At 60.2% G+C, this 25,445-nt stretch carries 22 protein-coding genes, 4 tRNA genes and 1 riboswitch; of the genes, 22 read left to right on the top strand and 4 right to left on the bottom strand.

Annotated elements, in window-relative coordinates; translation table 11 throughout:
• Positions 1–275 precede the first annotated feature (275 nt).
• The 12 genes from LOY67_RS21145 to astE all read left to right on the top strand — a co-directional run bounded on the left by LOY67_RS21145 (position 276) and on the right by astE (position 12,682).
• Entirely contained in the window at positions 276–1,049 is a 774-nt protein-coding gene (locus LOY67_RS21145) for an ABC transporter substrate-binding protein (RefSeq protein WP_265064282.1), read from the top strand.
• A 90-nt stretch (positions 1,050–1,139) separates the two neighbouring features.
• Positions 1,140–1,829, top strand: coding sequence for an ABC transporter permease (locus LOY67_RS21140; protein ID WP_025215109.1), 690 nt, complete (start codon positions 1,140–1,142; stop codon positions 1,827–1,829).
• On the top strand, positions 1,826–2,524 hold the full coding sequence (locus tag LOY67_RS21135; RefSeq protein ID WP_265064281.1) for an ABC transporter permease: 699 nt from the start codon (positions 1,826–1,828) through the stop codon (positions 2,522–2,524). The genes LOY67_RS21140 and LOY67_RS21135 overlap by 4 nt, the downstream gene beginning before the upstream one ends.
• 52 nt (positions 2,525–2,576) lie before the next feature.
• Positions 2,577–3,341 (top strand): ABC transporter ATP-binding protein, encoded by a 765-nt coding sequence (locus tag LOY67_RS21130; RefSeq protein ID WP_175363326.1) that lies wholly within the window; start codon positions 2,577–2,579, stop codon positions 3,339–3,341.
• A gap of 113 nt (positions 3,342–3,454) precedes the next feature.
• A complete protein-coding gene (argR, locus tag LOY67_RS21125; RefSeq protein WP_047701099.1) occupies positions 3,455–4,435 on the top strand; it encodes a transcriptional regulator ArgR in 981 nt (326 codons plus the stop codon).
• Positions 4,436–4,847: 412 nt separating this feature from the next.
• Positions 4,848–6,068 (top strand): aspartate aminotransferase family protein, encoded by a 1,221-nt coding sequence (locus LOY67_RS21120; protein WP_265064280.1) that lies wholly within the window; start codon positions 4,848–4,850, stop codon positions 6,066–6,068.
• A 200-nt stretch (positions 6,069–6,268) separates the two neighbouring features.
• Positions 6,269–7,288: an arginine/ornithine succinyltransferase subunit alpha gene (gene aruF, locus LOY67_RS21115; RefSeq protein WP_265064279.1), complete on the top strand. Its 1,020-nt coding sequence runs from the start codon at positions 6,269–6,271 to the stop codon at positions 7,286–7,288.
• A 46-nt stretch (positions 7,289–7,334) separates the two neighbouring features.
• Positions 7,335–8,360, top strand: coding sequence for an arginine N-succinyltransferase (astA, locus tag LOY67_RS21110; RefSeq protein WP_265064278.1), 1,026 nt, complete (start codon positions 7,335–7,337; stop codon positions 8,358–8,360).
• Positions 8,357–9,826, top strand: coding sequence for a succinylglutamate-semialdehyde dehydrogenase (gene astD / locus LOY67_RS21105; RefSeq protein ID WP_265064277.1), 1,470 nt, complete (start codon positions 8,357–8,359; stop codon positions 9,824–9,826). Before astA ends, astD begins: the two co-directional genes overlap by 4 nt.
• 132 nt (positions 9,827–9,958) lie before the next feature.
• A complete protein-coding gene (gene astB / locus LOY67_RS21100; protein ID WP_265064276.1) occupies positions 9,959–11,305 on the top strand; it encodes an N-succinylarginine dihydrolase in 1,347 nt (448 codons plus the stop codon).
• A 69-nt stretch (positions 11,306–11,374) separates the two neighbouring features.
• Positions 11,375–11,662 (top strand): hypothetical protein, encoded by a 288-nt coding sequence (locus LOY67_RS21095; RefSeq protein WP_024776525.1) that lies wholly within the window; start codon positions 11,375–11,377, stop codon positions 11,660–11,662.
• 12 nt (positions 11,663–11,674) lie between these two features.
• The gene (gene astE / locus LOY67_RS21090; RefSeq protein WP_265064275.1) at positions 11,675–12,682 is read left to right on the top strand and encodes a succinylglutamate desuccinylase; all 1,008 of its coding nucleotides are present in this window, start codon (positions 11,675–11,677) and stop codon (positions 12,680–12,682) included.
• Positions 12,683–12,802: 120 nt separating this feature from the next.
• Here the strand turns inward: astE and LOY67_RS21085 are convergent, their stop codons facing one another.
• The gene (locus tag LOY67_RS21085; RefSeq protein ID WP_265064274.1) at positions 12,803–13,309 is read right to left on the bottom strand and encodes a 6,7-dimethyl-8-ribityllumazine synthase; all 507 of its coding nucleotides are present in this window, start codon (positions 13,307–13,309) and stop codon (positions 12,803–12,805) included.
• 100 nt (positions 13,310–13,409) lie between these two features.
• A riboswitch (FMN riboswitch) is annotated at positions 13,410–13,577 on the bottom strand.
• A 241-nt stretch (positions 13,578–13,818) separates the two neighbouring features.
• Here LOY67_RS21085 and ltaE point away from each other — a divergent pair.
• The 7 genes from ltaE (at position 13,819) to LOY67_RS21050 (ending at position 19,781) form a co-directional block, all read left to right on the top strand.
• Positions 13,819–14,823, top strand: a complete 1,005-nt coding sequence (ltaE, locus tag LOY67_RS21080; protein ID WP_265064273.1) for a low-specificity L-threonine aldolase — start codon at positions 13,819–13,821, stop codon at positions 14,821–14,823.
• A gap of 145 nt (positions 14,824–14,968) precedes the next feature.
• Positions 14,969–17,590 (top strand): alanine--tRNA ligase, encoded by a 2,622-nt coding sequence (gene alaS, locus LOY67_RS21075; protein ID WP_265064272.1) that lies wholly within the window; start codon positions 14,969–14,971, stop codon positions 17,588–17,590.
• 87 nt (positions 17,591–17,677) lie between these two features.
• Positions 17,678–18,919 (top strand): aspartate kinase, encoded by a 1,242-nt coding sequence (locus LOY67_RS21070; RefSeq protein ID WP_265064271.1) that lies wholly within the window; start codon positions 17,678–17,680, stop codon positions 18,917–18,919.
• Between the two features lie 186 nt (positions 18,920–19,105).
• A complete protein-coding gene (gene csrA / locus LOY67_RS21065) occupies positions 19,106–19,294 on the top strand; it encodes a carbon storage regulator CsrA (protein WP_003178872.1) in 189 nt (62 codons plus the stop codon).
• A gap of 62 nt (positions 19,295–19,356) precedes the next feature.
• Positions 19,357–19,447 (top strand) — tRNA-Ser (locus LOY67_RS21060).
• A gap of 108 nt (positions 19,448–19,555) precedes the next feature.
• A tRNA-Arg gene (locus LOY67_RS21055) sits at positions 19,556–19,632 on the top strand.
• Positions 19,633–19,704: 72 nt separating this feature from the next.
• Positions 19,705–19,781 (top strand) — tRNA-Arg (locus LOY67_RS21050).
• Between the two features lie 19 nt (positions 19,782–19,800).
• Here the strand turns inward: LOY67_RS21050 and LOY67_RS21045 are convergent.
• A complete protein-coding gene (locus tag LOY67_RS21045; protein ID WP_265064270.1) occupies positions 19,801–20,325 on the bottom strand; it encodes an outer membrane protein assembly factor BamE in 525 nt (174 codons plus the stop codon).
• Between the two features lie 321 nt (positions 20,326–20,646).
• On the opposite strand from LOY67_RS21045, the gene mgtE reads away from it, so the two are divergent.
• Positions 20,647–22,089, top strand: a complete 1,443-nt coding sequence (gene mgtE, locus LOY67_RS21040; protein ID WP_265064269.1) for a magnesium transporter — start codon at positions 20,647–20,649, stop codon at positions 22,087–22,089.
• Between the two features lie 125 nt (positions 22,090–22,214).
• On the opposite strand, the gene LOY67_RS21035 is transcribed toward mgtE, so the two are convergent.
• Both LOY67_RS21035 and LOY67_RS21030 read right to left on the bottom strand, forming a co-directional pair.
• Positions 22,215–23,384 carry an IS4 family transposase gene (locus tag LOY67_RS21035; protein WP_265064268.1) on the bottom strand — a complete coding sequence of 390 codons (1,170 nt, stop codon included), beginning with the start codon at positions 23,382–23,384 and terminating at the stop codon, positions 22,215–22,217.
• Between the two features lie 303 nt (positions 23,385–23,687).
• Positions 23,688–24,014, bottom strand: coding sequence for an Arc family DNA-binding protein (locus LOY67_RS21030; protein ID WP_003178899.1), 327 nt, complete (start codon positions 24,012–24,014; stop codon positions 23,688–23,690).
• Between the two features lie 528 nt (positions 24,015–24,542).
• Here LOY67_RS21030 and LOY67_RS21025 point away from each other — a divergent pair.
• A tRNA-Arg gene (locus LOY67_RS21025) sits at positions 24,543–24,619 on the top strand.
• A gap of 116 nt (positions 24,620–24,735) precedes the next feature.
• Positions 24,736–25,263 (top strand): hypothetical protein, encoded by a 528-nt coding sequence (locus tag LOY67_RS21020; protein ID WP_265064267.1) that lies wholly within the window; start codon positions 24,736–24,738, stop codon positions 25,261–25,263.
• Positions 25,264–25,445: the final 182 nt, after the last annotated feature.

Raw genomic sequence — 25,445 nt, 5'->3', positions numbered from 1 at the left:
CTACGTGTATTGGTTTCCTTTCTTTTGCCTTTGCATGAATTTGCTGGGCTGTCAATGCGCTCGAACCGCTTTCTCGATGCTTCTGTAATTTGTTGTCGCATTGAAGAAATATCGGCTTCGGGCCTGTCGTTAGAATGCCGATCACTCGCTCGTCGTGGCCCGCGTTGATAAAAACGCCCGCTTCCTAGGACGCAGCATCTACGTTCGTTTCACCCATTCGCATATTGGGCTGTCGCTCACTCTGCCGTTTTGCCCTTTACCGATGGAGTCCCAAGATGAAGAAACTTGTGCTGCTTGGCGCCCTGGCACTGTCCGTGCTGTCCCTGCCGACATTCGCCGATGAAAAGCCCCTGAAGATCGGTATCGAAGCGGCTTACCCTCCGTTTGCCTCGAAAGCCCCGGATGGCAGCATCGTCGGTTTCGACTACGACATCGGCAACGCGCTGTGCGAAGAAATGAAGGTCAAGTGCGTGTGGGTCGAGCAGGAATTCGACGGTCTGATCCCGGCGCTCAAGGTGCGCAAGATCGATGCGATCCTGTCCTCGATGTCGATCACTGAAGATCGCAAGAAGTCCGTGGACTTCACCAACAAGTACTACAACACCCCGGCCCGCCTGGTGATGAAGGCCGGTACCCAGGTCAGCGACGGCCTGACCGAGCTCAAGGGCAAGAACATCGGCGTGCAGCGCGGTTCGATCCACGAGCGTTTTGCCCGTGAAGTCCTCGCTCCGTTGGGTGCCGAGATCAAGCCATATGGCTCGCAGAACGAGATCTACCTGGACGTCTCCGCCGGCCGCCTCGACGGCACCGTGGCAGACGCTACGCTGTTGGATGACGGCTTCCTGAAGACCGACGCCGGGAAAGGCTTCGCATTCGTGGGGCCGGCCTTCACCGACGTCAAATATTTCGGCGACGGCGTAGGCATCGCGGTGCGCAAGGGCGACGCCCTGAAAGACAAGATCAACGGCGCTATCGCCGCTATTCGCCAGAACGGCAAATACAAGCAGATCCAGGACAAGTACTTCGCCTTCGACATCTACGGCAAGTAACACCGTCCCGCCACTCGTGCGAAATGGCGCAAGCAACAGGCTCCCTGCGGTTTGCGCCATTTTTTCATCCCACTTTCGAGGACCTGAATCATGTTGAAAGGCTACGGGGCTGTCATCCTCGATGGCGCATGGTTGACGCTTCAGCTCGCCTTGTCGTCCATGGCCCTGGCCATCGTCCTGGGACTGATCGGTGTCGCGTTGCGCCTCTCGCCGGTGCGCTGGCTGGCGTGGCTGGGTGACCTGTATTCCACGGTCATCCGCGGCATTCCCGACCTGGTGCTGATCCTGCTGATTTTCTACGGCGGCCAGGACCTTCTCAACCGCGTGGCACCGATGCTCGGTTACGACGATTACATCGACCTGAACCCGTTGGCGGCCGGTATCGGCACCCTGGGTTTCATCTTCGGGGCCTACCTGTCGGAAACCTTTCGCGGGGCGTTCATGGCGATCCCCAAGGGGCAGGCCGAGGCGGGCATGGCGTATGGCATGAGCGGGTTCCAGGTGTTTTTCCGGGTGCTGGTGCCGCAGATGATTCGCCTGGCGATTCCCGGCTTCACCAACAATTGGCTGGTGTTGACCAAGGCCACCGCGCTGATTTCGGTGGTGGGCCTGCAAGACATGATGTTCAAGGCCAAGCAGGCGGCGGATGCCACCCGCGAGCCTTTCACCTTCTTCCTGGCAGTGGCGGCGATGTACCTGGTGATCACCAGCGTGTCGTTGCTGGCATTGCGTCACCTTGAGAAGCGCTACTCGGTAGGCGTAAGGGCGGCTGATCTATGATCTTCGACTACAACGTCATCTATGAAGCCTTGCCGCTGTACTTCGGTGGTCTGCTGACCACCCTGAAGCTGTTGGCACTGTCGCTGTTCTTCGGCCTGCTGGCGGCGTTGCCCCTGGGGCTGATGCGGGTGTCCAAGCAGCCGGTCGTGAACATGACGGCCTGGCTCTACACCTACGTGATTCGCGGCACGCCGATGCTGGTGCAACTGTTCCTGATCTACTACGGCCTGGCGCAGTTCGAGTTCGTGCGCGAGAGCTTCCTCTGGCCGTGGCTGTCCAGCGCGACCTTCTGTGCGTGCCTGGCGTTCGCCATCAACACCAGCGCCTACACCGCCGAGATCATCGCCGGCAGCCTGCGGGCCACGCCTAATGGCGAGATCGAGGCGGCCAAGGCCATGGGCATGTCGCGCGTCACCCTGTATCGCCGGATCCTGCTGCCATCGGCCCTGCGCCGGGCGCTGCCGCAATACAGCAACGAAGTGATCATGATGCTGCAGACCACCAGCCTGGCCTCCATCGTGACCCTGATCGACATCACCGGTGCCGCGCGCACGGTGAACGCCCAGTATTACCTGCCGTTTGAGGCTTACATCACGGCCGGCGTGTTCTACCTGTGCCTGACCTTCATCCTGGTGCGCCTGTTCAAGCTGGCCGAGCGTCGCTGGCTGAGTTACCTGGCCCCGCGCAAGCACTGATAACGCATCGACCCGATCGACTGCCCAACGACGACGTTTTGTGAGAACCGACATGTACAAGCTCGAAGTCCAAGACCTGCATAAACGCTATGGCAGTCACGAAGTGCTCAAGGGCGTGTCCCTGAAGGCCGCCGCCGGTGACGTGATCAGCATCATCGGCTCCAGTGGCTCCGGGAAAAGTACCTTCCTGCGGTGCATCAACCTGCTGGAGCAGCCCCATGCCGGCAAGATTCTGCTCAACAACGAAGAGCTGAAGCTGGTAGCCAACAAGGATGGCGCGTTGAAGGCCGCGGACCCCAAGCAACTGCAGCGCATGCGTTCGCGGTTGTCGATGGTGTTCCAGCATTTCAACCTGTGGTCCCACATGACCGCGCTGGAAAACATCATGGAAGCGCCGGTGCATGTGCTGGGCGTGGCCAAGGCAGAGGCCCGCGAGAAGGCCGAGCATTACCTGAACAAAGTCGGCGTGGCCCATCGTAAGGACGCCTACCCGGGCCACATGTCCGGCGGCGAGCAGCAGCGCGTGGCGATTGCCCGGGCGCTGGCGATGGAGCCGGAAGTCATGTTGTTCGACGAACCGACCTCGGCCCTCGACCCGGAGCTGGTGGGCGATGTGCTCAAGGTGATGCAGGCCCTGGCCCTGGAAGGCCGGACCATGGTGGTGGTGACCCACGAAATGGGCTTTGCCCGCGAGGTGTCGAACCAACTGGTGTTCCTGCACAAAGGCATCGTCGAAGAAAGCGGCAACCCGCGTGAAGTGCTGGTCAATCCGCAATCGGAGCGCCTGCAACAATTTCTTTCGGGAAGCCTCAAGTAATTGCTCCCGTTACGCACCTGATTTGGGTCATGCTGCGCACCACGTGCCAGATGGTCTAATTTGGTTGCAGCCGCTTTTGGCTTTAACACTGTTTTTGTTTCGGATCGCCCGCCATGACTGCCCATCGAATTGGTTTCCTGATTTGGCCCAGCACTAAAGCCTTGACGCTGGCGCTGGCCGAGGAGGCCTTGCGTGTCGCCCAGCGGGTGCATCCGGAAGTGGTCTACGAACTGTCGTTTCTGCAGGCCGAACCGGCGGGCGAGGGCGCCTGGCAGTTACCCGGCGAACCCTGGGCTGGCAAGCTTGAAGGTCTGCAGAAGCTTTTCCTGCTGGCTGATGAACCACCGGCTGCCCTGGCCTCGAACCTGAGCAGCGCACTCAAGCAACTGGTGCGGGCTGGCTGTGTGATCGGCGGCTTGTCGGCCGGTGTTTACCCCTTGGCTCAATTGGGCCTGCTTGACGGTTATCGCGCTGCCGTGCACTGGCGCTGGCAGGACGATTTCTCCGAGCGTTTTCCCAAGGTCATCGCCACCAGCCATCTGTTCGACTGGGATCGCGACCGCCTGACGGCCTGCGGTGGCATGTCGGTGCTCGACCTGCTGCTGGCGGTGCTGTCGCGCGATCATGGCGCGGAACTGGCCGGGGCGGTGTCGGAAGAGCTGGTGGTCGAGCGCATCCGTGAAGGCGGCGAGCGCCAGCGCATCCCGTTGCAGAACCGCCTCGGCTCCAGTCATCCGAAGCTCACCCAGGCGGTGCTGCTGATGGAGGCCAACATCGAAGAACCGCTGACCACCGACGAAATCGCTCAGCACGTGTGCGTATCCCGTCGGCAACTGGAGCGGATCTTCAAGCAATACCTCAACCGCGTGCCGAGCCAGTACTACCTGGAATTGCGTCTGAACAAGGCTCGGCAGATGCTGATGCAGACCAGCAAATCCATCATCCAGATCGGCCTGTCCTGTGGCTTCTCCTCGGGGCCGCACTTCTCCAGCGCCTACCGCAACTTCTTCGGCGCCACGCCGCGGGAAGACCGCAACCAGCGACGCAGCAGCAGCCCGTTCGAATTGTCTTCGGTACCGGCTGAGCGGGGCTAGGGCAGACACAACACCTGTGGCAAGCGTGCTTTCTGTGGCGAGGGGATTTATCCCCGCTGGGGCGCAAAGCGCCCCTAAACCCTGATGCCTCGGTGTGCCAGGCAGATTGAGTTGGTTGTTTTGGGGCTGCTTTGCAGCCCAGCGGGGATAAATCCCCTCGCCACAGTTGTCCTTTCCCAAACTGCTGTTGTGCCTGGCAATGGAATTGTGGATGTCAGTGCCTCAAATCCCCCCGCAACGTTTAAACTGCGCCTTTGCGACGCTATTTGTCGCATTGCCATAAACCCAATGAAAACGGGGGTTGGCGCTATAAGAAGTTGTCGCTTGGCGGCAAGGCCGGGCTGAAAACTGTCCTTACAATCCCCTCATCGCTCGCCATTCCCAGGCGAGTGTTTCTCTTCAGGAGACTCCGATGTCCGTTGAGCAAGCCGCGGTACAACGCGCCGATTTCGACCAGGTAATGGTCCCCAACTATGCGCCTGCTGCCTTCATTCCCGTGCGTGGCGCCGGTTCCCGTGTGTGGGACCAGTCCGGCCGCGAGCTGATCGATTTCGCCGGCGGTATTGCAGTCAACGTGTTGGGCCACGCCCACCCGGCCCTGGTTGGCGCGCTGACCGAGCAGGCCAACAAGCTGTGGCATGTCTCCAACGTCTTCACCAACGAACCGGCCCTGCGCCTGGCCCATAAACTGGTCGACGCGACATTCGCCGAGCGTGCGTTCTTCTGCAACTCCGGCGCCGAAGCCAACGAGGCCGCCTTCAAGCTGGCCCGTCGTGTTGCGTTCGATCGTTTCGGCACCGAAAAGTACGAAATCATCGCTGCGCTCAACAGCTTCCACGGTCGCACGCTGTTCACCGTCAACGTCGGCGGACAGTCGAAATATTCCGACGGCTTCGGTCCTAAAATCACCGGCATCACCCACGTTCCCTATAACGACCTGGCAGCCTTGAAAGCGGCCGTTTCGGACAAGACCTGCGCCGTGGTGCTGGAGCCGATCCAGGGCGAAGGCGGCGTGCTGCCGGCCGAGCAGGCTTACCTGCAAGGTGCCCGCGACCTGTGCGATGCGCACAACGCGCTGCTGGTGTTCGACGAAGTGCAGACCGGCATGGGCCGCAGCGGCGAGCTGTTCGCCTACATGCATTACGGCGTGGTCCCGGACATTCTCACCAGCGCGAAGAGCCTGGGCGGTGGTTTCCCGATCGCGGCGATGCTCACCACCGAAGCGCTGGCCAAGCACCTGGTGGTCGGTACCCACGGCACCACTTACGGCGGCAACCCGCTGGCGTGCGCGGTGGCCGAGGCGGTGATCGATGTGGTCAACACCCCTGAAGTGCTCGGCGGCGTCAAGGCCAAGCACGACAAGTTCAAGACCCGCCTGGAGCAGATCGGCGCCAAGTACGGCCTGTTCACTCAGGTACGCGGTCTGGGCCTGTTGATCGGTTGCGTGCTGAACGACGCCTGGAAAGGCAAGGCCAAGGACATCTTCAACGCCGCCGAACAGGAAGGCCTGATGATCCTGCAAGCCGGCCCGGACGTGATCCGTTTCGCCCCGAGCCTGGTGGTGGAAGACGCCGACATCGACGCCGGCCTGGACCGCTTCGAGAAGGCTGCGGCGAAGCTGACCCAAGCCTGATTCATTTCAATTGAACCGGCTCCACTGGGGGCGGGCTTTTGTGGGAGCGAGCCTGCTCGCGATTGATATCACCTCGGTCCGCTAGACAGACCGAGTCGTCTGCATCGCGAGCAGGCTCGCTCCCACATAAAAGCGGCATTTTTTCTATGTGTATCGACCCTTTTGGTCGAACCCTTTATTTCAAGTTAAGGAGTGACACCATGCTGGTGATGCGCCCCGCGCAAATGGCGGATCTGGGCGAGGTACAGCGTCTGGCTGCGGACAGTCCGATCGGTGTCACTTCCTTGCCGGATGACGTGGAACGCTTGAGCGACAAGATCGCCGCGAGCGAAGCCTCGTTTGCCGCCGAAGTCAGTTTCAATGGCGAAGAAAGCTATTTCTTCGTCCTTGAAGACACTGCCACCGGCAAGTTGGCAGGCTGTTCGGCCATCGTTGCGTCGGCCGGTTATTCCGAGCCGTTCTACAGCTTTCGCAACGAGACGTTCGTTCACGCCTCCCGTGAGCTGAAGATCCACAACAAGATCCACGTGCTCTCCCAGTGCCACGACCTGACCGGCAACAGCCTGCTGACCAGTTTCTATGTGGTCCGGGACCTGGTGGGATCGCCGTGGGCGGAACTCAACTCCCGCGGGCGCCTACTGTTCGTCGCCAGCCATCCGGAGCGGTTCGCCGATTCGGTGGTGACCGAGATCGTCGGCTACAGCGATGAAAATGGCGACTCGCCGTTCTGGGACGCCATTGGCCGCAACTTCTTCGACCTCAACTACGCCGCCGCCGAGCGCCTGTGCGGGCTGAAAAGCCGTACCTTCCTCGCCGAGCTGATGCCCCATTACCCGATCTACGTGCCGCTGCTGCCGGACGCCGCCCAGGAAGCCATGGGCCAGGTTCATCCGCGTGCGCAGATCACCTTCGACATCCTGATGCGCGAAGGCTTCGAGACCGATCATTACATCGACATCTTCGACGGCGGCCCGACCTTGCATGCTCGGGTCTCGGGGATCCGCTCGATTGCCCAGAGCCGCGTGGTGCCGGTCAAGATCGGCGAGCCGGTCAAGGGCGCCGGTCGGCAATACCTGGTGGCCAATGCCCAGTTGCAGGATTACCGCGCCGTGTTGCTCGAGCTCGATTACGCGCCCGGCAAACCGGTGACCCTGGACATGGAAGCGGCCGAGGCCCTGGGTGTTGGCGAAGGCGCCAGCGTGCGCCTGGTGGCGGTTTAAGTCTGAGTTTCGCGGGTGGCATGAGCGGCCCGTCTGAGGAGATAGCATGATCGTTCGTCCCGTACGCAGCAGCGATTTACCCGCTCTGATCGCCCTGGCCCGCAGCACCGGCACCGGCCTGACCACCTTGCCGGCCAACGAAGAGCGCCTGGCCCACCGGGTCGGCTGGGCCGAGAAGACCTTTCGCGGCGAAGCCGGGCGTGGCGATTCGGACTACCTGTTCGTGCTCGAAGACGACGACGGCAAGGTTGTGGGCATCTCCGCCATCGCCGGTGCCGTGGGCCTGCGTGAGCCCTGGTACAACTTCCGCGTCGGCCTTACGGTGAGCGCTTCCCAGGAGCTGAGCATCTACCGGGAAATCCCGACGCTGTTCCTTGCCAACGACCTGACCGGCAATTCCGAGCTGTGTTCGCTGTTCCTGCACGCCGACTACCGCAATGGCCTCAACGGCCGCATGCTGGCCAAGGCGCGGTTGCTGTTCATCGCTGAATACCCGCAGTTGTTCGGCAACAAGATCATCGCCGAGATGCGCGGCATGTCCGACGACACTGGCCGTTCGCCTTTCTGGGAAAGCCTGGGCCGGCACTTCTTCAAGATGGAATTCAGCCAGGCCGATTACCTGACCGGTGTCGGCAACAAGGCGTTCATCGCTGAACTGATGCCCAAGTTCCCGCTGTACACCTGTTTCCTGTCCGAGGATGCCCGCGCCGTGATCGCCCAGGTTCATCCGGATACGGAGCCGGCGTTGTCGATGCTCAAGAGCGAAGGGTTCAACTATCAGGGCTACGTCGACATCTTCGATGCCGGCCCGGCCGTGGAATGCGAAACCGCCAAGATCCGCGCGATTCGCGATAGCCAGGCGCTGGTACTGGCCATCGGCACGCCCGGCGACGATGCCACGCCGTTCCTCATCCATAACCGCAAGTGCCTGGATTGCCGCATCACGGCGGCCCCGGCGCGTTTTGCCTCGGGCACCCTGGTGGTCGATCCGCTGACCGCCAAACGCCTTCAACTCAACGCCGGCGATCAAGTGCGCGCCGTTGCGTTGTCTGCTGCTCGGGAGTCGAAATGATGAACTCGCTGTATATCGCGGGAAGCTGGCTGGAAGGCCAGGGCGACATGTTCGAGTCGTTGAACCCGGTGACCCAGCAAGTGCTGTGGTCGGGCAAGGGCGCCACGGCGGCGCAGGTCGAGTCGGCGGTGCAGGCGGCGCGCCAGGCGTTTCCGGACTGGGCCCGGCGTTCGCTGGATGAACGCATCCAGGTACTGGAAGCCTTTGCCGCGGCGCTGAAGAGCCGCGCTGACGAACTGGCCCACTGCATCGGTGAGGAAACCGGCAAGCCATTGTGGGAAGCGGCCACCGAAGTCACCAGCATGATCAACAAGGTTGCCATCTCGGTGCAGAGCTACCGCGAGCGGACCGGCGAGAAGAGCGGCCCCCTGGGCGACGCCACCGCTGTGTTGCGGCACAAGCCTCACGGCGTGGTGGCAGTGTTCGGCCCTTACAACTTCCCCGGTCACTTGCCCAACGGCCACATCGTGCCGGCGCTGCTGGCCGGTAACAGCGTGTTGTTCAAGCCGAGCGAGTTGACCCCGAAAGTCGCTGAGCTGACGGTCAAGTGTTGGGTCGAAGCCGGGTTGCCGGCGGGCGTGCTGAACTTGCTGCAAGGCGCACGGGAAACCGGCATCGCCCTGGCGGCGAATCCGGGCATCGACGGGCTGTTCTTCACCGGCTCCAGCCGCACCGGCAATCTGCTGCATCAACAATTCTCCGGGCGCCCGGACAAGATCCTGGCGTTGGAAATGGGCGGTAACAACCCGCTGGTGGTGGACGAGGTGGCGGACGTCGATGCGGCGGTCTACACCATCATTCAGTCGGCATTCATTTCCGCCGGCCAGCGCTGCACTTGTGCACGCCGCTTGCTGGTGCCGGAAGGGGCGTGGGGCGATGCCCTGCTGGCGCGCCTGGTGGCGGTCAGCTCGACCGTTGACGTCGGTGCTTTCGACCAGCAGCCGGCGCCGTTCATGGGCTCGGTGGTTTCCCTGGGTGCGGCGAAAGCCCTGATGGACGCGCAGAATCATCTGCTGGGCCTCGGCGCCGTGGCGCTGCTGACGATGACTCAACCACAGCCCCAGGCCGCGTTGCTGACGCCGGGGATTCTCGATGTGACGGCAGTGGCCGAGCGGCCTGACGAAGAACTGTTCGGGCCACTGCTGCAAGTGATCCGCTACGCGGATTTCCCAGCGGCCATCGCCGAGGCCAACAACACCCAATACGGCTTGGCGGCTGGTTTGTTGTCGGACTCCCAGGAGCGCTACCAGGAATTCTGGCTGCAAAGCCGTGCCGGTATCGTCAATTGGAACAAGCAGTTGACCGGTGCCGCCAGTAGCGCGCCGTTCGGCGGCGTCGGCGCCTCGGGCAACCATCGCGCCAGTGCCTATTATGCGGCCGACTATTGTGCGTATCCGGTGGCGTCCCTGGAGACGCCGAGCCTGGTGATGCCAGCCAGCCTGACGCCTGGCGTGAGAATGGGGTGAACCCCAATCGCGAGCAGGCTCGCTCCCACAAGGGTTGCGCAAAACCCTGTGGGAGCGAGCTTGCTCGCGATGGCCGCGCCGCCGTTGTTATTTGATGCCTATAAAAAAACAGATCCTCGTGGAGCCTCGCTGATGAAATCCTTTGAAGTCAACTTTGACGGTCTGGTGGGGCCGACCCATAACTACGGCGGGCTCTCGTACGGCAACGTCGCGTCCCAGAGCAACAGCCAGGCGTGCTCCAATCCCAAGGAAGCGGCGTTGCAGGGCTTGGCGAAAATGAAGGCGCTGATGGACATGGGCTTCCAGCAAGGTGTGCTGGCGCCCCAGGAGCGCCCTGACGTGGCGGCCCTGCGCCGGTTGGGTTTTGCCGGCAGCGATGCCGAGGTCATCCAGCAGGCCGCGAAAGAAGCGATGCCGCTGCTGGTCGCCAGTTGCTCGGCCTCCAGCATGTGGGTAGCCAACGCCGCCACCGTCAGCCCAAGCGCCGACACCGCGGATGGCCGCGTGCATTTCACCGCCGCCAACCTGAACTGCAAATACCATCGCAGCATCGAGCATCCGACCACCAGTCGCGTACTGGGAGCGATGTTTGCCGATCAACAGCACTTTGCCCATCACGCCGCATTGCCGGCGGTGGCGCAGTTCGGCGACGAAGGGGCGGCCAACCACACCCGGTTCTGCCGGACCTACGGTGAGGCGGGCGTCGAGTTCTTTGTGTTCGGTCGCAGTGCGTTCGACACCCGTTACCCGGCGCCGCAGAAATACCCGGCACGCCAGACCCTCGAAGCGTCCCGCGCGGTCGCCCGTTTGCATGGCCTGCGGGAAGAGGGCGTGGTCTACGCCCAGCAGAACCCGTCGGTGATCGATCAGGGCGTGTTCCACAACGACGTGATCGCGGTCGGCAATGGCGAGGTGTTGTTCTATCACGAGGATGCGTTTCTCGAGACGGACAAGATGCTGGCCGAACTGAGCAGCAAACTCGCCAGGGTCGGTGGGAAATTTCAATCTGTGTGCGTGCCGCGTTCCGCAGTGAGCGTCGATGACGCGGTGCGTTCCTACCTGTTCAATAGCCAGCTGCTGTCGCGTCCTGACGGCTCGATGCTCTTGATCGTGCCGGAAGAGTGCCGCAGCAACCCACGCGTCTGGCAATATCTGCAAGGCTTGACGGGCGCTGGCGGGGTGATTCGCGAAGTGCAGGTCTTCGACCTCAAGCAGAGCATGCAGAACGGTGGCGGCCCGGCGTGCCTGAGGTTGCGCGTGGCCCTCAATGAAACCGAACTGGCGGCCGTCAACCCAGGGGTTATCATGACCGCGCCGTTGTACGATTCGCTGACCCAGTGGGTCGAGCGGCATTACCGCGACCGGATGACCGAAAGCGACCTGGCGGACCCGCAATTGCTGCTCGAATGCCGGTCGGCACTGGATGAGCTGACACAAATCCTTAAACTTGGCGCGGTTTATCCTTTCCAGATCAATTGAAAGCGCCCGCGACCTGACTACAGTCAAAGCAGGGCGCGTGGCCTTATTTCCAGACGAGAACGTAAAAACATGAGCGATGCACTGCAGCTGATTCTTGAAGACACCGACGGCACCCAACTGGAAACCTCTTGCACCCGCGTGGCGGTGATGTGGCAGGGCAAGGAGTTGTGGATCCAGCAGGACGGCCGCGGTCAGCTGCTGATCGGCGTGGATGTCGAGGAAGGGGATGAGGAATACGCCAACCTGTTGTTGCGCCCGTTGGCCACCAACCTGGTCAGCCTGCAGCTGGAAATGGAACCGGCCGACCTCGGCGACGATGACCATGTCCATGGCCCGGATTGCGGCCACGACCATTAAGGAAACCGCGCTATGCTCGCCCTCGGCAAACTGCTTGAACTGACCCTCGCCGGCCGTGAACCGGCGGAGAAGACTCAACTGACTGTCGAAGGCGTACGGATGCGCTGGTTGAGCGAGGGCGCGCTGGAGGTCAAGCCGCCCGAAGCCCGGGACAATGGCCTGGACCTGCTGTTGTCGGCGGGGATCCACGGTAACGAAACCGCGCCGATCGAATTGCTCGACCGCCTGCTGCATGACATCGCCCGTGGAGACGTGAAGCCTCGGGCACGCATTCTGTTCCTGTTCGGCAACCCCGAGGCCATTCGTCGCGGTGAGCGTTTCGTCGAGCAGGATGTCAACCGGCTGTTCAACGGCCGTCATGAACTGAGCGGTGGCCTGGAGGCGTTGCGAGCCTGTGAGCTGGAGCGGCTGGCCGCGAGCTTCTTCAGCCGGCCGGAGCGCAGTCGCCTGCACTACGACCTGCACACGGCCATCCGTGGTTCGAAGATCGAGCAGTTCGCCCTGTACCCGTGGAAGGAAGGTCGCCAGCATTCACGTCGGGAACTGGCCCGCCTGCGTGCGGCGGGCATGGAAGCGGTGCTGCTGCAGAACAAGCCGTCCATCGTGTTCAGTGCCTACACCTACGACCAGCTCGGGGCTGAATCCTTTACCCTGGAACTGGGCAAGGCGCGGCCGTTCGGGGAGAACGAAGGCGTCAACGTCAGCCTACTGGAAACCCGCCTGAAACAGATCATCGAAGGCAACGAGCCTGAACTGGACGAAGGGCTGGATGGCCTCCAGCTGTTCAGCGTGGCGCGGGAAATCATCAAGCACAGCGACAGCTTTCGCCTGAACTTGCCGGCGGACATCGAGAACTTTTCGGAGCTGGGAAAAGGCTATGTGCTGGCCGAAGACATCGCCCAGACCCGTTGGGTGATCGAAGAAGAGGGTGCGCGGATCATCTTCCCGAACCCCAAGGTGAAGAATGGCTTGCGGGCGGGCATCCTGATTGTGCCGGCCACGGATGAAAACCTGGCCTGAATCCAGCGCCGAGCCCTTGTGGGAGCGAGCCTGCTCGCGATAGCGGTATATCAGCCGACATTCATGGCGACTGACACTCCGTCATCGCGAGCAGGCTCGCTCCCACAGGTGGTTCGGTGTTTAGACTGCCACCGCGCGCGGCTCAGTGCGACGCAACGCCCGGGTCTTGTGCAGCGTATCAGCGCAGGTCTTCGCCGCTTCCTGGCCCTTGTGCACGAAATGCTCGAAGAAGAACTTCTGGTGCTCTTCCCCGGCGTGGAAGTGATGCGGCGTGAGCACCACCGAGAACACTGGCACTTCGGTTTCCAGCTGCACCTGCATCAGGCCGCTGATCACCGATTGGGCGACGAACTCGTGACGGTAGATGCCGCCATCCACCACCAGGCCGGCGGCGACGATGCCGGCGTAGCGGCCTGACTTGGCCAGCAGCTTGGCGTGCAGCGGGATCTCGAAGGCGCCGCCGACTTCGAAGAAGTCGATATCACTTTCCTGATAACCCTGGTTGATCATTTCCGCGACGAAGCCGTTACGGCTCTGGTCGACGATTTCCTTGTGCCAGCAGGCCTGGATGAACGCAACGCGCTCGCCCGGATGTTTGATTTTGCTGTCGATTGCAGTGGGTTGCATGTTCTGGTTCCTGTTTGTGTGAAAAACAGGGCGTCATGAATCGAAGGGGAGTCGAGGGTGCGCCGCGCACAGATAGCCGCAGGCGGTCCTTGGGTGCCGATCCCGTTCTCTCTTCATCCGGACTATGACCGTCGGCCCCGGGATCTCACCGGGTCTGCTGACCTTGCCGCCGCACCGCAAAAGCCGTGCATCGCCAAGCGCTCGCGGGCTATGCACCTTGCGTGCAATTACCGCCGGTGGGGAATTGCACCCCGCCCTGAGAACGTTTTGCCGCTACGCTGTGTGGCGGCGCAGGATTTTTAACACATAACCCTTGTGGGAGCGAGCCTGCTCGCGATGGCGGTAGTACATCCAGCATCAATGCAAGCTGAACCACCGCTATCGCGAGCAGGCTCGCTCCCACACTGGGTTGTGTCTTTTCCGTCGACCAGTCTTGATTATTCGTCGCCATGACCGCAGTAATTGCCCTTCGAAAGGGAATTCACCCACCAGCACCCGAGGCCAGATTCATGAGCGTTATCGATCTTCGCAGCGACACGGTCACCCAACCTTGCGCCGCCATGCTGGATGCCATGGCCAGCGCACCCACCGGCGACGATGTGTATGGCGAGGACCCGACCGTCAATCGCCTCGAAGCCGAGCTGGCCGGGCGCCTGGGTTTTGCGGCGGCGCTCTTCGTGCCCAGTGGCACCATGAGCAACCTGCTGGGGTTGATGGCCCACTGCGAGCGTGGTGATGAGTACATCGTCGGCCAGCAGGCCCACACCTACAAATACGAAGGCGGCGGCGCGGCGGTGCTCGGTTCGATCCAGCCCCAGCCCCTTGAGGTGCAGGCGGACGGTTCCCTGGACCTGGCGCAAGTCGCCGCAGCGATCAAACCCGATGACTTCCACTTTGCCCGCACCCGCCTGCTGGCCCTGGAAAACACCATGCAAGGCAAAGTGCTGCCATTGGAATACCTGGCCCGCGCCCGGCGTTTCACCCGGGAGCACGGCTTGGCGCTGCACCTGGACGGCGCGCGGTTGTACAACGCGGCGGTCAAGCTCAACGTCGATGCGCGGGAGATCACTCAGTATTTCGATTCGGTGTCGGTGTGCCTGTCCAAAGGCCTGGGCGCGCCGATCGGTTCGGTCCTGTGCGGCAGCGTCGGCTTGATCGACAAAGCGCGCCGCCTGCGCAAAATGGTCGGTGGCGGCATGCGCCAGGCCGGGATCCTCGCGGCAGCGGGGCTGTATGCCCTCGATCATCAGGTCCAGCGCCTGGCCGACGACCACGCCAATGCCCAGCGCCTGGCCGACGGCCTGCGGGCGGCAGGTTATGAGGTCGAGCGGGTGCAGACCAACATGGTCTACGTGCAAATGGGCGAACGGGCCGAGGCGCTCAAGGCATTTGCCGCCGAACGTGGCATCAAGCTCATTGCTGCGCCGCGCCTGCGGATGGTGACCCACCTGGACGTCAGCGCTACGCAAATCGACCGGGTGATCGCCACTTTCGTCGATTTTTCCGGCAACTGATCGCCCAAGCGACCCAATTGACAGTTTCTATCGCATAACACGCTGTACCCCAAGCGCAGGGCCGATATAATGCGGCCCTTTGCCGTTGCTTCGTCTGTTGACGTTTTGCACAGGCCTTTGGCCGCAGCCTCCGTGGAAGAACCTAATGAAAAGCGCAGAAATCCGTGAAGCCTTCCTTCGCTTCTTCGAAGAGCAAGGCCACACCCGAGTAGCCTCCAGCTCTTTGATTCCGGGCAATGACCCGACCCTGCTGTTCACCAACGCGGGGATGAACCAGTTCAAGGACTGCTTCCTGGGCCAGGAAAAACGTGCCTACACCCGTGCGGTGAGCAGCCAGAAATGCGTGCGTGCCGGCGGCAAGCACAACGACCTGGAGAACGTCGGCTATACCGCTCGTCACCACACGTTCTTCGAAATGCTGGGTAACTTCAGCTTCGGCGACTATTTCAAGCGCGACGCCATCACCTTCGCCTGGACCTTCCTGACCTCCGACAAGTGGCTGAACCTGCCCAAGGAGAAACTCTGGGTAACGGTCTACGCCACCGATGACGAAGCCTATGACATCTGGACCAAAGAGGTCGGTGTCCCGGCCGAGCGCATGGTGCGCATCGGCGACAACAAGGGCGCGCCTTACGCCTCCGACAACTTCTGGACCATGGGCGACACCGGCCCGTGCGGCCCTTGCACCGAGATCTTCTACGATCACGGCGCCGACATCTGGGGCGGCCCACCCGGCTCGCCGGAAGAAGACGGCGACCGTTACATCGAGATCTGGAACAACGTCTTCATGCAGTTCAACCGCACCGCCGATGGCGTGTTGCATCCGCTGCCAGCGCCGTCGGTCGATACCGGCATGGGCCTGGAGCGGATCAGTGCGGTGTTGCAGCACGTTCACTCCAACTATGAAATCGACCTGTTCCAGAGCCTGCTGAGCGCTTCGGCCAAGGCCATCGGTTGCACCAACGACAACCAGGCTTCGCTGAAAGTGGTGGCCGACCATATCCGTTCCTGCGGCTTCCTGATTGCCGATGGCGTGCTGCCGTCCAACGAAGGTCGTGGCTACGTGCTGCGCCGGATCATCCGTCGCGCCTGCCGTCACGGCAACAAGCTGGGCGCCAAGGGCAGCTTCTTCTATCAGATCGTCGCGGCCCTGGCGGCCGAGATGGGCGAGGCCTTCCCGGAGCTGAAATCCCAGCAGGCACACATCGAGCGCGTGCTCAAGGCCGAAGAAGAGCAGTTCGCCAAGACCCTGGAACAGGGCCTGAAGATCCTCGAGCAGGACCTGGCCGAGCTCAAGGGCAACGTGGTACCGGGCGACGTGGTGTTCAAGCTGTATGACACCTACGGTTTCCCGATGGACCTGACCGGCGACATCGCCCGTGAGCGCAACCTGACCCTCGACGAGGAAGGGTTCGAGCGCGAGATGGAAGCCCAGCGGGTGCGTGCGCGTTCCGCCAGCTCCTTCGGCATGGACTACAACAGCCTGGTCAAGGTTGACGTGGCCACCGAATTCACCGGTTACGCCGGTACCACCGGTTCGGCCAAGATCGTGGCTATCTATAAGGACGGTCAATCGGTCGACATCCTGAGCGAAGGCCAGGAAGGCGTGATCGTGCTGGACACGACCCCGTTCTACGCCGAGTCTGGCGGCCAGATCGGCGACTGCGGCTACCTGCAGGCCGGCAGCTCGCGCTTCGACGTGCGCGACACCACCAAGACCGGCGGCGCGTTCCTGCATCACGGCGTGCTGGCTTCGGGCAGCCTGATGGTCGCCGCGCCGGTGTCGGCTCATGTCGACGCCGAGGTGCGCCACGCCACTTCGCTGAACCACTCTGCGACACACTTGCTGCACGCGGCGTTGCGCCAGGTGTTGGGCGAGCATGTCCAGCAGAAGGGTTCGTTGGTGGACAGCCAGCGCCTGCGCTTTGACTTCAGCCACTTCGAGGCTATCAAGCCAGAGCAGCTCAAGACCCTGGAAGACATCGTCAACGCCGAGATCCGCAAGAACTCCCCGGTAGAGACCGAAGAAACCGACATCGACACCGCCAAGAAGAAAGGCGCGATGGCGTTGTTCGGCGAGAAGTACGGCGACAGCGTGCGCGTGCTGAGCATGGGTGATTTCTCCGTGGAACTGTGCGGTGGCATCCACGCCAACCGGACCGGTGACATCGGCCTGCTGAAGATCATCAGCGAAGGCGGTGTGGCCTCCGGCGTGCGGCGTATCGAAGCGGTCACCGGTGCCGCGGCACTGGCGTATCTCAACGCCGCCGAAGAACAACTCAAGGAAGCGGCGAGCCTGATCAAGGGCAGCCGTGACAACCTGATCGACAAGCTGTCGGCTGTGCTGGAGCGCAACCGCTTGCTGGAAAAACAACTGGAACAGTTGCAGGCCAAGGCTGCCAGCGCCGCGGGCGACGATCTGTCGGCCCAGGCCGTGGACGTCAAAGGTGTCAAAGTGCTGGCCGTGCGTCTGGACGGTCAGGACGGCAAGGCCCTGCTGGGGCTGGTCGATCAGCTGAAAAACAAACTCGGCCGCGCAGTGATCCTGCTCGGCAGTGTCCATGAGGAAAAGGTCGTTCTCGTCGCAGGCGTGACCAAGGACCTGACCGGCCAACTCAAAGCCGGTGATTTGATGAAGCAGGCCGCTGCGGCAGTGGGCGGCAAGGGCGGTGGTCGTCCGGACATGGCGCAAGGCGGCGGTACCGACGTTGGCGCACTGGACGCGGCACTGGCCCAGACCGTTGCATTTGTAGAGCAGGGTATTTAAGGCGGTGCTTCGGGTTCGCGGTCTAGTCGCGGGCCCGACCGCCGTTGTAATTATTGGGCGCCCTTCATGGGCAGAGGCGGCTTTGAAATGGCTTTGATCGTACAGAAATTTGGAGGCACCTCGGTCGGCACTGTCGAGAGAATCGAACAAGTCGCCGACAAGGTTAAGAAATTCCGTGATGCGGGCGATGACCTGGTGGTTGTGCTGTCGGCAATGAGCGGCGAAACCAACCGTCTGATCGATCTGGCCAAGCAAATCAGCGGAGAGCAGCAGCCGGTTCCTCGTGAACTGGATGTGATCGTTTCCACCGGCGAGCAGGTGACTATCGCCTTGCTGGCCATGGCGCTGATGAAGCGTGGCGTGCCGGCGGTGTCCTACACCGGCAACCAGGTGCGTATCCTGACGGACAGCGCGCACAACAAGGCGCGTATCCTGCAGATCGACGATCAGAAGATTCGCGGCGACCTGAAGGCTGGTCGCGTCGTGGTGGTCGCCGGTTTCCAGGGCGTGGACGAGCACGGCAACATCACCACCCTCGGGCGTGGCGGTTCCGACACCACCGGTGTTGCGCTGGCGGCGGCTCTCAAGGCTGACGAATGCCAAATCTACACCGACGTGGATGGCGTCTACACCACCGATCCGCGAGTGGTACCCGTGGCTCAGCGCCTGGATAAGATCACCTTCGAAGAGATGCTGGAAATGGCCAGTCTCGGCTCGAAGGTGCTGCAGATCCGGGCGGTTGAATTCGCCGGCAAGTACAACGTTCCGCTGCGCGTCCTGCACAGCTTCAAAGAGGGTCCGGGCACCCTCATTACTATTGATGAAGAGGAATCCATGGAACAGCCGATCATTTCCGGCATCGCTTTCAACCGCGATGAAGCCAAGCTGACCATCCGTGGCGTGCCAGACACCCCCGGCGTGGCCTTCAAGATTCTCGGCCCGATCAGTGCCGCGAACATCGAAGTCGACATGATCGTGCAGAACGTCGCGCACGATAACACCACCGACTTCACCTTCACCGTGCACCGCAACGACTACCAGGCCGCCGAAGCCGTGCTGAAGAAGACCGCAGCCGAGATCGGTGCCCGGGAAGTGGTGGGTGACACCAAGATCGCCAAGGTTTCGATCGTCGGCGTCGGCATGCGCTCCCACGCAGGCGTGGCCAGCCGCATGTTCGAATCCCTGGCCAAGGAAAGCATCAACATCCAGATGATCTCGACTTCGGAAATCAAGGTTTCCGTGGTGATCGAAGAGAAATACCTGGAACTGGCCGTGCGCGCCCTGCACACGGCTTTCGAACTCGACGCAGCCGCCCGACAGGGCGAGTAAGGCGTTGTCCCGAGGGCGCGGTTCTACCGCGCCCTTTGTTTTTTTCAATGGCGCGTCTCAAAACTGTTCTTTTGCCCGCGCTGGTCAATACTGAGGCCTGTAGGCTGCGACCGTTGCGGTTGCAGGTCCAACGCCTTTGTTTTGCAGACTTGTAGTCCCTGAACTGAATTGCGTGAGGAGAAAGGTATGCTGATTCTGACTCGTCGGTGCGCAGAGAGCCTGATTATTGGCGATGGCGAAATCACCGTGACCGTGCTCGGCGTCAAAGGAAACCAAGTGCGTATTGGCGTCAACGCCCCGAAAGAGGTCGCGGTGCACCGGGAGGAAATTTACCTGCGTATCAAGAAAGAGAAGGACGACGAACCAAGCCATTAATTTTTATCGATTTTTATGTTTGCAAACGGGGATGAAGGTGGTTAATATACGCCCCGTGTTGCGGAGAGCTGGCCGAGTGGCCGAAGGCGCTCCCCTGCTAAGGGAGTACACCTCAAAAGGGTGTCGGGGGTTCGAATCCCCCGTTCTCCGCCATTATTCATGTAGTGCGTTGTAATCTGGCTTGTTCGGTAAGTTGTTGAAACTACTGGAAAAAAGCGCTTTACAAAAAGATTCGACGACCTATAATGCGCGGCAACACATGCACTCGTAGCTCAGCTGGATAGAGTACTCGGCTACGAACCGAGCGGTCACAGGTTCGAATCCTGTCGAGTGCACCATTTAAGAGTCGTTTGCAGCAATGCAAATAACTTGGCTTCAACCAGTTGTGATCTGGTATAAAACCACAACCTGCACTCGTAGCTCAGCTGGATAGAGTACTCGGCTACGAACCGAGCGGTCACAGGTTCGAATCCTGTCGAGTGCACCATACATCAAGAAGCCCGCGTTTAACGCGGGCTTTTTGTTGCCTGTGATTTGCCTTTTACACAGCCTTTCTCATCGAACACGACCTCTGCGCTGCGACCGTTCTTTGCTTTGTAGGTGTAGCGGGTGTTCGAATTCCGCATCTTGATTGAATCGGGTTTGCCGAGGGCGCTTTCCACGTCCTGCTGGCTCATGCCGGTGACGATTCGCCTGTCCATGATTGCATCGCGACGCTGCCCGGGGCTGAGCAGATTCCCGCAGCGGTCTTCGAACTGACCGACAACCGTCGGTTCCCTGCGCCTGGTTATGTTGCCGGATGTTTGCCGGTGCTCGGCTTCGGGCAGCATCGATTCGCCGGCGGGTTCGATCGTGCCGGGGCTGTATGGATGGATTTGTTGCAATGACAGGTCTTCTCCCGGCCCGCAGCTCAAGGTGGTGAAGGTGACCTGCCCTGCGCTGTTTTCGCAGCGATGAACGGTGTGTTCGGCGGCCCACGAAGGCAGGCAGCACTGGGTGGCAAGCAGAAGCAGATAACGATTGGCCGGCATTTTGGCGTCTTCCCTGACGATGGAAAGGGAAGGGTAGCTGCTCCATTTCTGCCGGCGCGTGTGTTTTCTTTTCAGGATAAATCGTCGTAAACCTGGAGGTTCAGCCTGCGTTCAGGTTTGTCTCGCAAGCGCTTGTTCTTGCCATGATTTTTTAACGTTTTAAAACGCCAAGCGGTGTATGATTGCGCCCGTCAGCCCCGCCGGGGCTTTGGAATACTTCCATGGACTTACCCAGTAGTTACTCAAAACCTCGTTTCACCAATCATGAATTGACTGATTGATCCTTCCGGCGTGCCCCACTGCTGGGAGTGGAGTTCGCCTATGACCGAAGTTGAAGTAAAGAAAACGCAGGAAAGCCTTCAGGATCGTCTCGCTCAAGTCGTTGAGCTGCTGCATCGCCAGCGGGTCGTGGAAGACCTGACGCATCGCCAGGAAGGCCCGCATCATGACCGGGTCGAGAACCTGGTCCACCGGCAGAACCTCGTCGAGTTGCAACGCAAGCTCGATGACCTGCACTCCGCCGACGTTGCCTACATCCTTGAAGCCTTGCCGCTGGAAGAGCGTCTGACGGTCTGGCAACTGGTCAAGGCTGATCGTGACGGCGACATCCTGCTCGAAGTGTCCGACTCGGTTCGTGAAACCCTGATCGCTGACATGGATGATCACGAGTTGCTGGCGGCGGCCAAGGAAATGGACGCCGACGAACTCGCCGACCTTGCGCCCGAACTGCCACGGGACGTTGTCCACGAACTGATGGAAGCCCTCGACGGCCAGCAGCGCGAGCGCGTGCGCTCGGCGTTGTCCTATGACGAGGAGCAGGTCGGTGCGCTGATGGACTTCGAGATGGTGACGATCCGTGAGGACGTCAGCCTTGAAGTGGTGTTGCGTTACCTGCGTCGTCTCAAGGAGTTGCCGGGACATACCGACAAACTTTTTGTGGTCGATTACGACGGCGTGCTCAAGGGCGTGCTGCCGATCAAGCGATTGCTGGTCAACGATCCTGAAAAGCAGGTCGCAGAAGTCATGGCCAGCGACCCGGTGAGTTTTCATCCGGACGAAGACGCCTATGATGCGGCCCAGGCGTTCGAACGTTATGACTTGATTTCCGCTCCGGTGGTCGACAAGAACGGCAAGCTGATCGGCCGTCTGACCATCGATGAGATGGTCGACCTGATCCGTGAGGAAAGCGAAAGCGAAGTCCTCAACATGGCCGGTCTGCGCGAAGAGGAAGATATCTTCGCCTCGGTCTGGAAGTCCCTGCGTAACCGTTGGGCCTGGCTGGCGATCAATCTGATCACGGCGTTTGTCGCCTCCCGGGTCATCGGTTTGTTCGAGGGTTCCATCGAGCGGTTGGTGGCGCTTGCGGCGCTGATGCCCATCGTTGCCGGTATTGGCGGCAACTCCGGCAACCAGACCATCACCATGATCGTTCGCGCCATGGCGCTGGACCAGGTCAGCACCGGTAATACCTCGCGATTGATGCGCAAGGAACTGGCGGTGGCGCTGATCAACGGCGTGCTTTGGGGTGGTGTGATTGGTGTTGTGGCGTATCTGCTCTATGGCAGTTGGTCATTGGGAGTGGTCATGACTGCCGCAATGACCCTCAACCTGCTGTTGGCAGCATTGGCGGGAGTCCTGATTCCCATGACCCTCGCCCGGTTGGGGCGTGACCCGGCCATGGGCGCGAGCGTAATGATTACCGCCATGACCGACAGCGGCGGGTTCTTTATTTTCCTGGGACTGGCGACGATCTTCCTGCTCTGAGGTGCTCGTTCCCATGCTCCGCGTGGGAATGCAGCCGGGGATGCTCTGCGTCCCGAAAATTCGAACGCGGAGCGTCCGTTGAGGCATTTCCACGCAGAGCGTCACTAGTGTCCGGTAAAACCTTTTCATAGCTGAAGGCTACCCTGGGCAGCCTTCAGCTCTGTTCGTTCTTGCCTTCGATATCCGCGGTGTGTGTCGCTGAGCGGGCGCTCAAACAAGCTATGAGCCAGCCGGATAGTGAAGTTTGAAAGTGAGTCTGAGCAGGCCGAGCGTTGTTGATACAGGAGCAGCAAAAGGTATGTGATCAGCGCGCTGTAGATTTGTAGACGCACCGCGTTTTCAGAGAATCCGAAGTACCGTTTGAGCTTGAGTTTTTGCTTGATCCACTTGAAGAACAACTCGATCTGCCAGCGCTGCTTGTACAGGTCGGCAATTTCTTCAGCTGAGCGTGAAAAATCATTAGTCACCAGGATCAGCGGCGTTTCGTGATCATCTCGACGAACCTGGACCCGACGTACGGTTTGGTCGTGATAGTGATTTAACCGTCGTGTATTCAGGTGTTTTTTGCCAAATCGCACGGCTTCGTCCGACTCTATGAAGTCGGCATTTTCCCCTCTGTTCAGATCCTCTACGTGATTCACATTGGCATTTTTTTTGAGTCGTGTGACGAAGAACGCCCCCACCTGATCAATCTGGTGCCACCAGTTGTAATCGCAGTATCCCTTGTCGAAAACGTACGTGATGCCTGCTTCAAGCGGCATGGTCAGGGCGTCACTCAGGTCATTGACGTTGGCGGCAGTGATGTTCACGTAAGTGGGTGCTGTTTGTCGTGGATCAATTGCCACATGCACCTTCAGGCCTTGTGTTATGCGGGTTTTCGTCGCAGCGGTCCAGTCGTCGAAGCCGGGACCGCGCAAGGTGATTGAGGTCGAGTCGATCAGCGTGACCATCGCTTCCAGGGACTTGCGCTGCTTGCGGCCAACGCCCTGCAGCAAGTGCTCGCAGGCCAGCCGAAAAGGCTCTGAACTGCGTTTGCTCAAGGCATCACAAAGCGTTGAGCGAACCATGCTGCGAGCGTTGAGATGATAATGGTGAGGTTCCAGCGATTGCGATGCTGTCGCCAAGGCGCGCAGGCTGCTGGCTTGTGTTATCTGACCAAAGATCAGCGTGACGAGCAGATCCCAAGAGCTGAATTGCTTGGCATAACGATCAGCGCCACAGCGTTTGACTGCATTTTTGAACAACTGATGAGGGAGTGCTTGGAGCATTTGTGAAAAGCGAGTGCTGCTGAACATAGCCGGAATCGAGTCTGAAAAAGCCGAGTATCGCTCAAAGGCAGGTACAGCAAGGGGGAGCAAGCTCCCCCTTCAGTTTTTACCGGACACTAGTGACGCAGAGCGTGGGAACGATCGGTCGTCCCGCTGGACTGTGAACGCTGTGTAGGAGCTGTCGAGTGCAACGAGGCTGCGATCTTTTCCCTGACACTTGAATCGAGAGTGAACACCCAGCCAGATCAAGATCAAAAGATCGTAGGCTTCGCCAGCTCCTAACAGGCAAAAAAAAGCCAGCGCAAGGCTGGCTTGAGTACTGCTGTGAGATCAGGACGCGTCTGCGGCCATCTCTGCATCGTGGGCAATCAGCGAAACGAGGGCGTTCTGCTGGCGGTGGGAGAGCTGTCGGAAGCGTTGAAGCAGTTCGCGCTCATGCAGAGACAGCTCAGGGCTGTCCAGGCGCATGCTCAGTTCTTCACCCAACGCGCCTTCCTGGATAAGGCTTTGCTCGAGGCGCGCGATGATTTCAGAGTTCATGCTGCGATGATGATTGCGAGCCACCTCGGCAATGCGTTCCCGCATTCCGTCTGGCAGACGTACGACGAACTTGTCAGCCGTACGGCTGGAATAAATTGCCTGTTTCAATGGGCGCATATATTTAACCGGTTAGTTCAGGGGAGCGGTTCTCGGGATTGGCCGCAGGATGTCGGATAGGACAAGCCCCGTGGCCAAATGTTCAACCTGAATTGTTAAGAGGCCCGCATCATGCCTCAAAATTGCCAGATCATTGGCGCCAATTCTGTGACAAATATTGATCCGCGTAAAGGCGTTCTGCCATTACCCTTCATCAAAAATGCGGACTGGTTTGAAAAATCAGCAGGTCCGCAGGTTGTGACCACCGCATCGTGTCTATGTGCCATACCGTCCGGCGGATAACCGGAACGGCAGCAAAGACCGGTGCTGTCCTTGTATTGTATAGGATAGTGGCAATTTGCCGATTTACTAGCAGGGGCAAGCGGGTATGGATGAGCGGCGTCCCGTTTATCCGTGTCATCGCGCTGAAGGGCGGTGAACCGCAGCATTTGCCTACACTTAAAAAGACTACGGACGACATGACAAACCCAGGGCTGGCCGTTAACATGCTCGCCGTCCATCGCACCACGGTTCTCGTGGTCGACCTGTGTCTCAGTAGCTCAATTGGATAGAGCATCCCCCTCCTAAGGGGAAGGTTGGCAGTTCGAACCTGCCCTGGGACACCATATAAAATGGAGCTTCCAGCAATTCGTCTGCGGGGCTCCGATTGATGGTACCAGCCAGCTACCTACCAGCAAGTGGTTATGTCAGTGTCCCCCTCTCAATTGTGAGATGTGCTCAAATGGCCCGAGAAAACCACCCTGTCTGGGACGTCTATGATCTTCTTCGGACTGCCAGGCTCAACGAGCTCTATTACGGCATCAAGCTTCAGGCAATGGAGCGGCTCAATCTTGGGGTGGAGATAGGAATTGCTGTCGTCTCGTCTTCTTCTGCTGTCGGCGGCTTGGCTGTATGGAAAACTACTGTCGGCAACCCTCTCTGGCAGGTGTTGCTTGGACTAGCGGCCATTCTGACGATTGTCAAACCGTTGCTTGGTCTGCCAAAAAAGATTAAGGCATATGAGGAGTTGCTCGCCGGTTATAGGCTGCTGGCTCATGAGTTACGTGATCTGAGGATGGATATCAGCCAGAGTCGCGAATACACGACTACTCATCAGTCCCGATGCAAGCGCATTAAAGAGAGAGTGCGGGACTATGTGGCAAAAAATCCTGAGCGCATAGAGTGCAAAAAGACCAAGGCGGTTTGCACCCAGCGAGTTCTTGAAGAAATCCCCAGCAACAGCCTGTTCATACCTGGAGAACCCCAATGAGTGACGATAAACGCCCCCAGCGACCACCCCAGGAACCACCCAGGCCGCGGCCACAGGATAACCCTCGGCCTAACCACGATTCGGATCATGGCAAGCGACATCTTGAACCAGACCGTCCTTGGCCACGAAGGTAAAATTTCGGTCGATCCAGCTCAATGTAGTTCACACCTCAATCAAGGATG

The organism is Pseudomonas sp. B21-056, from assembly GCF_026016325.1.
Classification (GTDB): Bacteria; Pseudomonadota; Gammaproteobacteria; order Pseudomonadales; family Pseudomonadaceae; genus Aquipseudomonas.
This window is presented reverse-complemented; position numbering and strand designations above follow the sequence as displayed.

Bases quoted from the DNA above. Each gene is read 5' to 3' on its own strand.
- LOY67_RS21145 (WP_265064282.1), top strand. From the start codon at position 276: ATGAAGAAACTTGTGCTGCTTGGCGCCCTGGCACTGTCCGTGCTGTCC.
- LOY67_RS21140 (WP_025215109.1), top strand. From the start codon at position 1,140: ATGTTGAAAGGCTACGGGGCTGTCATCCTCGATGGCGCATGGTTGACG.
- LOY67_RS21135 (WP_265064281.1), top strand. From the start codon at position 1,826: ATGATCTTCGACTACAACGTCATCTATGAAGCCTTGCCGCTGTACTTC.
- LOY67_RS21130 (WP_175363326.1), top strand. From the start codon at position 2,577: ATGTACAAGCTCGAAGTCCAAGACCTGCATAAACGCTATGGCAGTCAC.
- argR (WP_047701099.1), top strand. From the start codon at position 3,455: ATGACTGCCCATCGAATTGGTTTCCTGATTTGGCCCAGCACTAAAGCC.
- LOY67_RS21120 (WP_265064280.1), top strand. From the start codon at position 4,848: ATGTCCGTTGAGCAAGCCGCGGTACAACGCGCCGATTTCGACCAGGTA.
- aruF (WP_265064279.1), top strand. From the start codon at position 6,269: ATGCTGGTGATGCGCCCCGCGCAAATGGCGGATCTGGGCGAGGTACAG.
- astA (WP_265064278.1), top strand. From the start codon at position 7,335: ATGATCGTTCGTCCCGTACGCAGCAGCGATTTACCCGCTCTGATCGCC.
- astD (WP_265064277.1), top strand. From the start codon at position 8,357: ATGATGAACTCGCTGTATATCGCGGGAAGCTGGCTGGAAGGCCAGGGC.
- astB (WP_265064276.1), top strand. From the start codon at position 9,959: ATGAAATCCTTTGAAGTCAACTTTGACGGTCTGGTGGGGCCGACCCAT.
- LOY67_RS21095 (WP_024776525.1), top strand. From the start codon at position 11,375: ATGAGCGATGCACTGCAGCTGATTCTTGAAGACACCGACGGCACCCAA.
- astE (WP_265064275.1), top strand. From the start codon at position 11,675: ATGCTCGCCCTCGGCAAACTGCTTGAACTGACCCTCGCCGGCCGTGAA.
- LOY67_RS21085 (WP_265064274.1), bottom strand. From the start codon at position 13,309: ATGCAACCCACTGCAATCGACAGCAAAATCAAACATCCGGGCGAGCGC.
- ltaE (WP_265064273.1), top strand. From the start codon at position 13,819: ATGAGCGTTATCGATCTTCGCAGCGACACGGTCACCCAACCTTGCGCC.
- alaS (WP_265064272.1), top strand. From the start codon at position 14,969: ATGAAAAGCGCAGAAATCCGTGAAGCCTTCCTTCGCTTCTTCGAAGAG.
- LOY67_RS21070 (WP_265064271.1), top strand. From the start codon at position 17,678: ATGGCTTTGATCGTACAGAAATTTGGAGGCACCTCGGTCGGCACTGTC.
- csrA (WP_003178872.1), top strand. From the start codon at position 19,106: ATGCTGATTCTGACTCGTCGGTGCGCAGAGAGCCTGATTATTGGCGAT.
- LOY67_RS21045 (WP_265064270.1), bottom strand. From the start codon at position 20,325: ATGCCGGCCAATCGTTATCTGCTTCTGCTTGCCACCCAGTGCTGCCTG.
- mgtE (WP_265064269.1), top strand. From the start codon at position 20,647: ATGACCGAAGTTGAAGTAAAGAAAACGCAGGAAAGCCTTCAGGATCGT.
- LOY67_RS21035 (WP_265064268.1), bottom strand. From the start codon at position 23,384: ATGTTCAGCAGCACTCGCTTTTCACAAATGCTCCAAGCACTCCCTCAT.
- LOY67_RS21030 (WP_003178899.1), bottom strand. From the start codon at position 24,014: ATGCGCCCATTGAAACAGGCAATTTATTCCAGCCGTACGGCTGACAAG.
- LOY67_RS21020 (WP_265064267.1), top strand. From the start codon at position 24,736: ATGGCCCGAGAAAACCACCCTGTCTGGGACGTCTATGATCTTCTTCGG.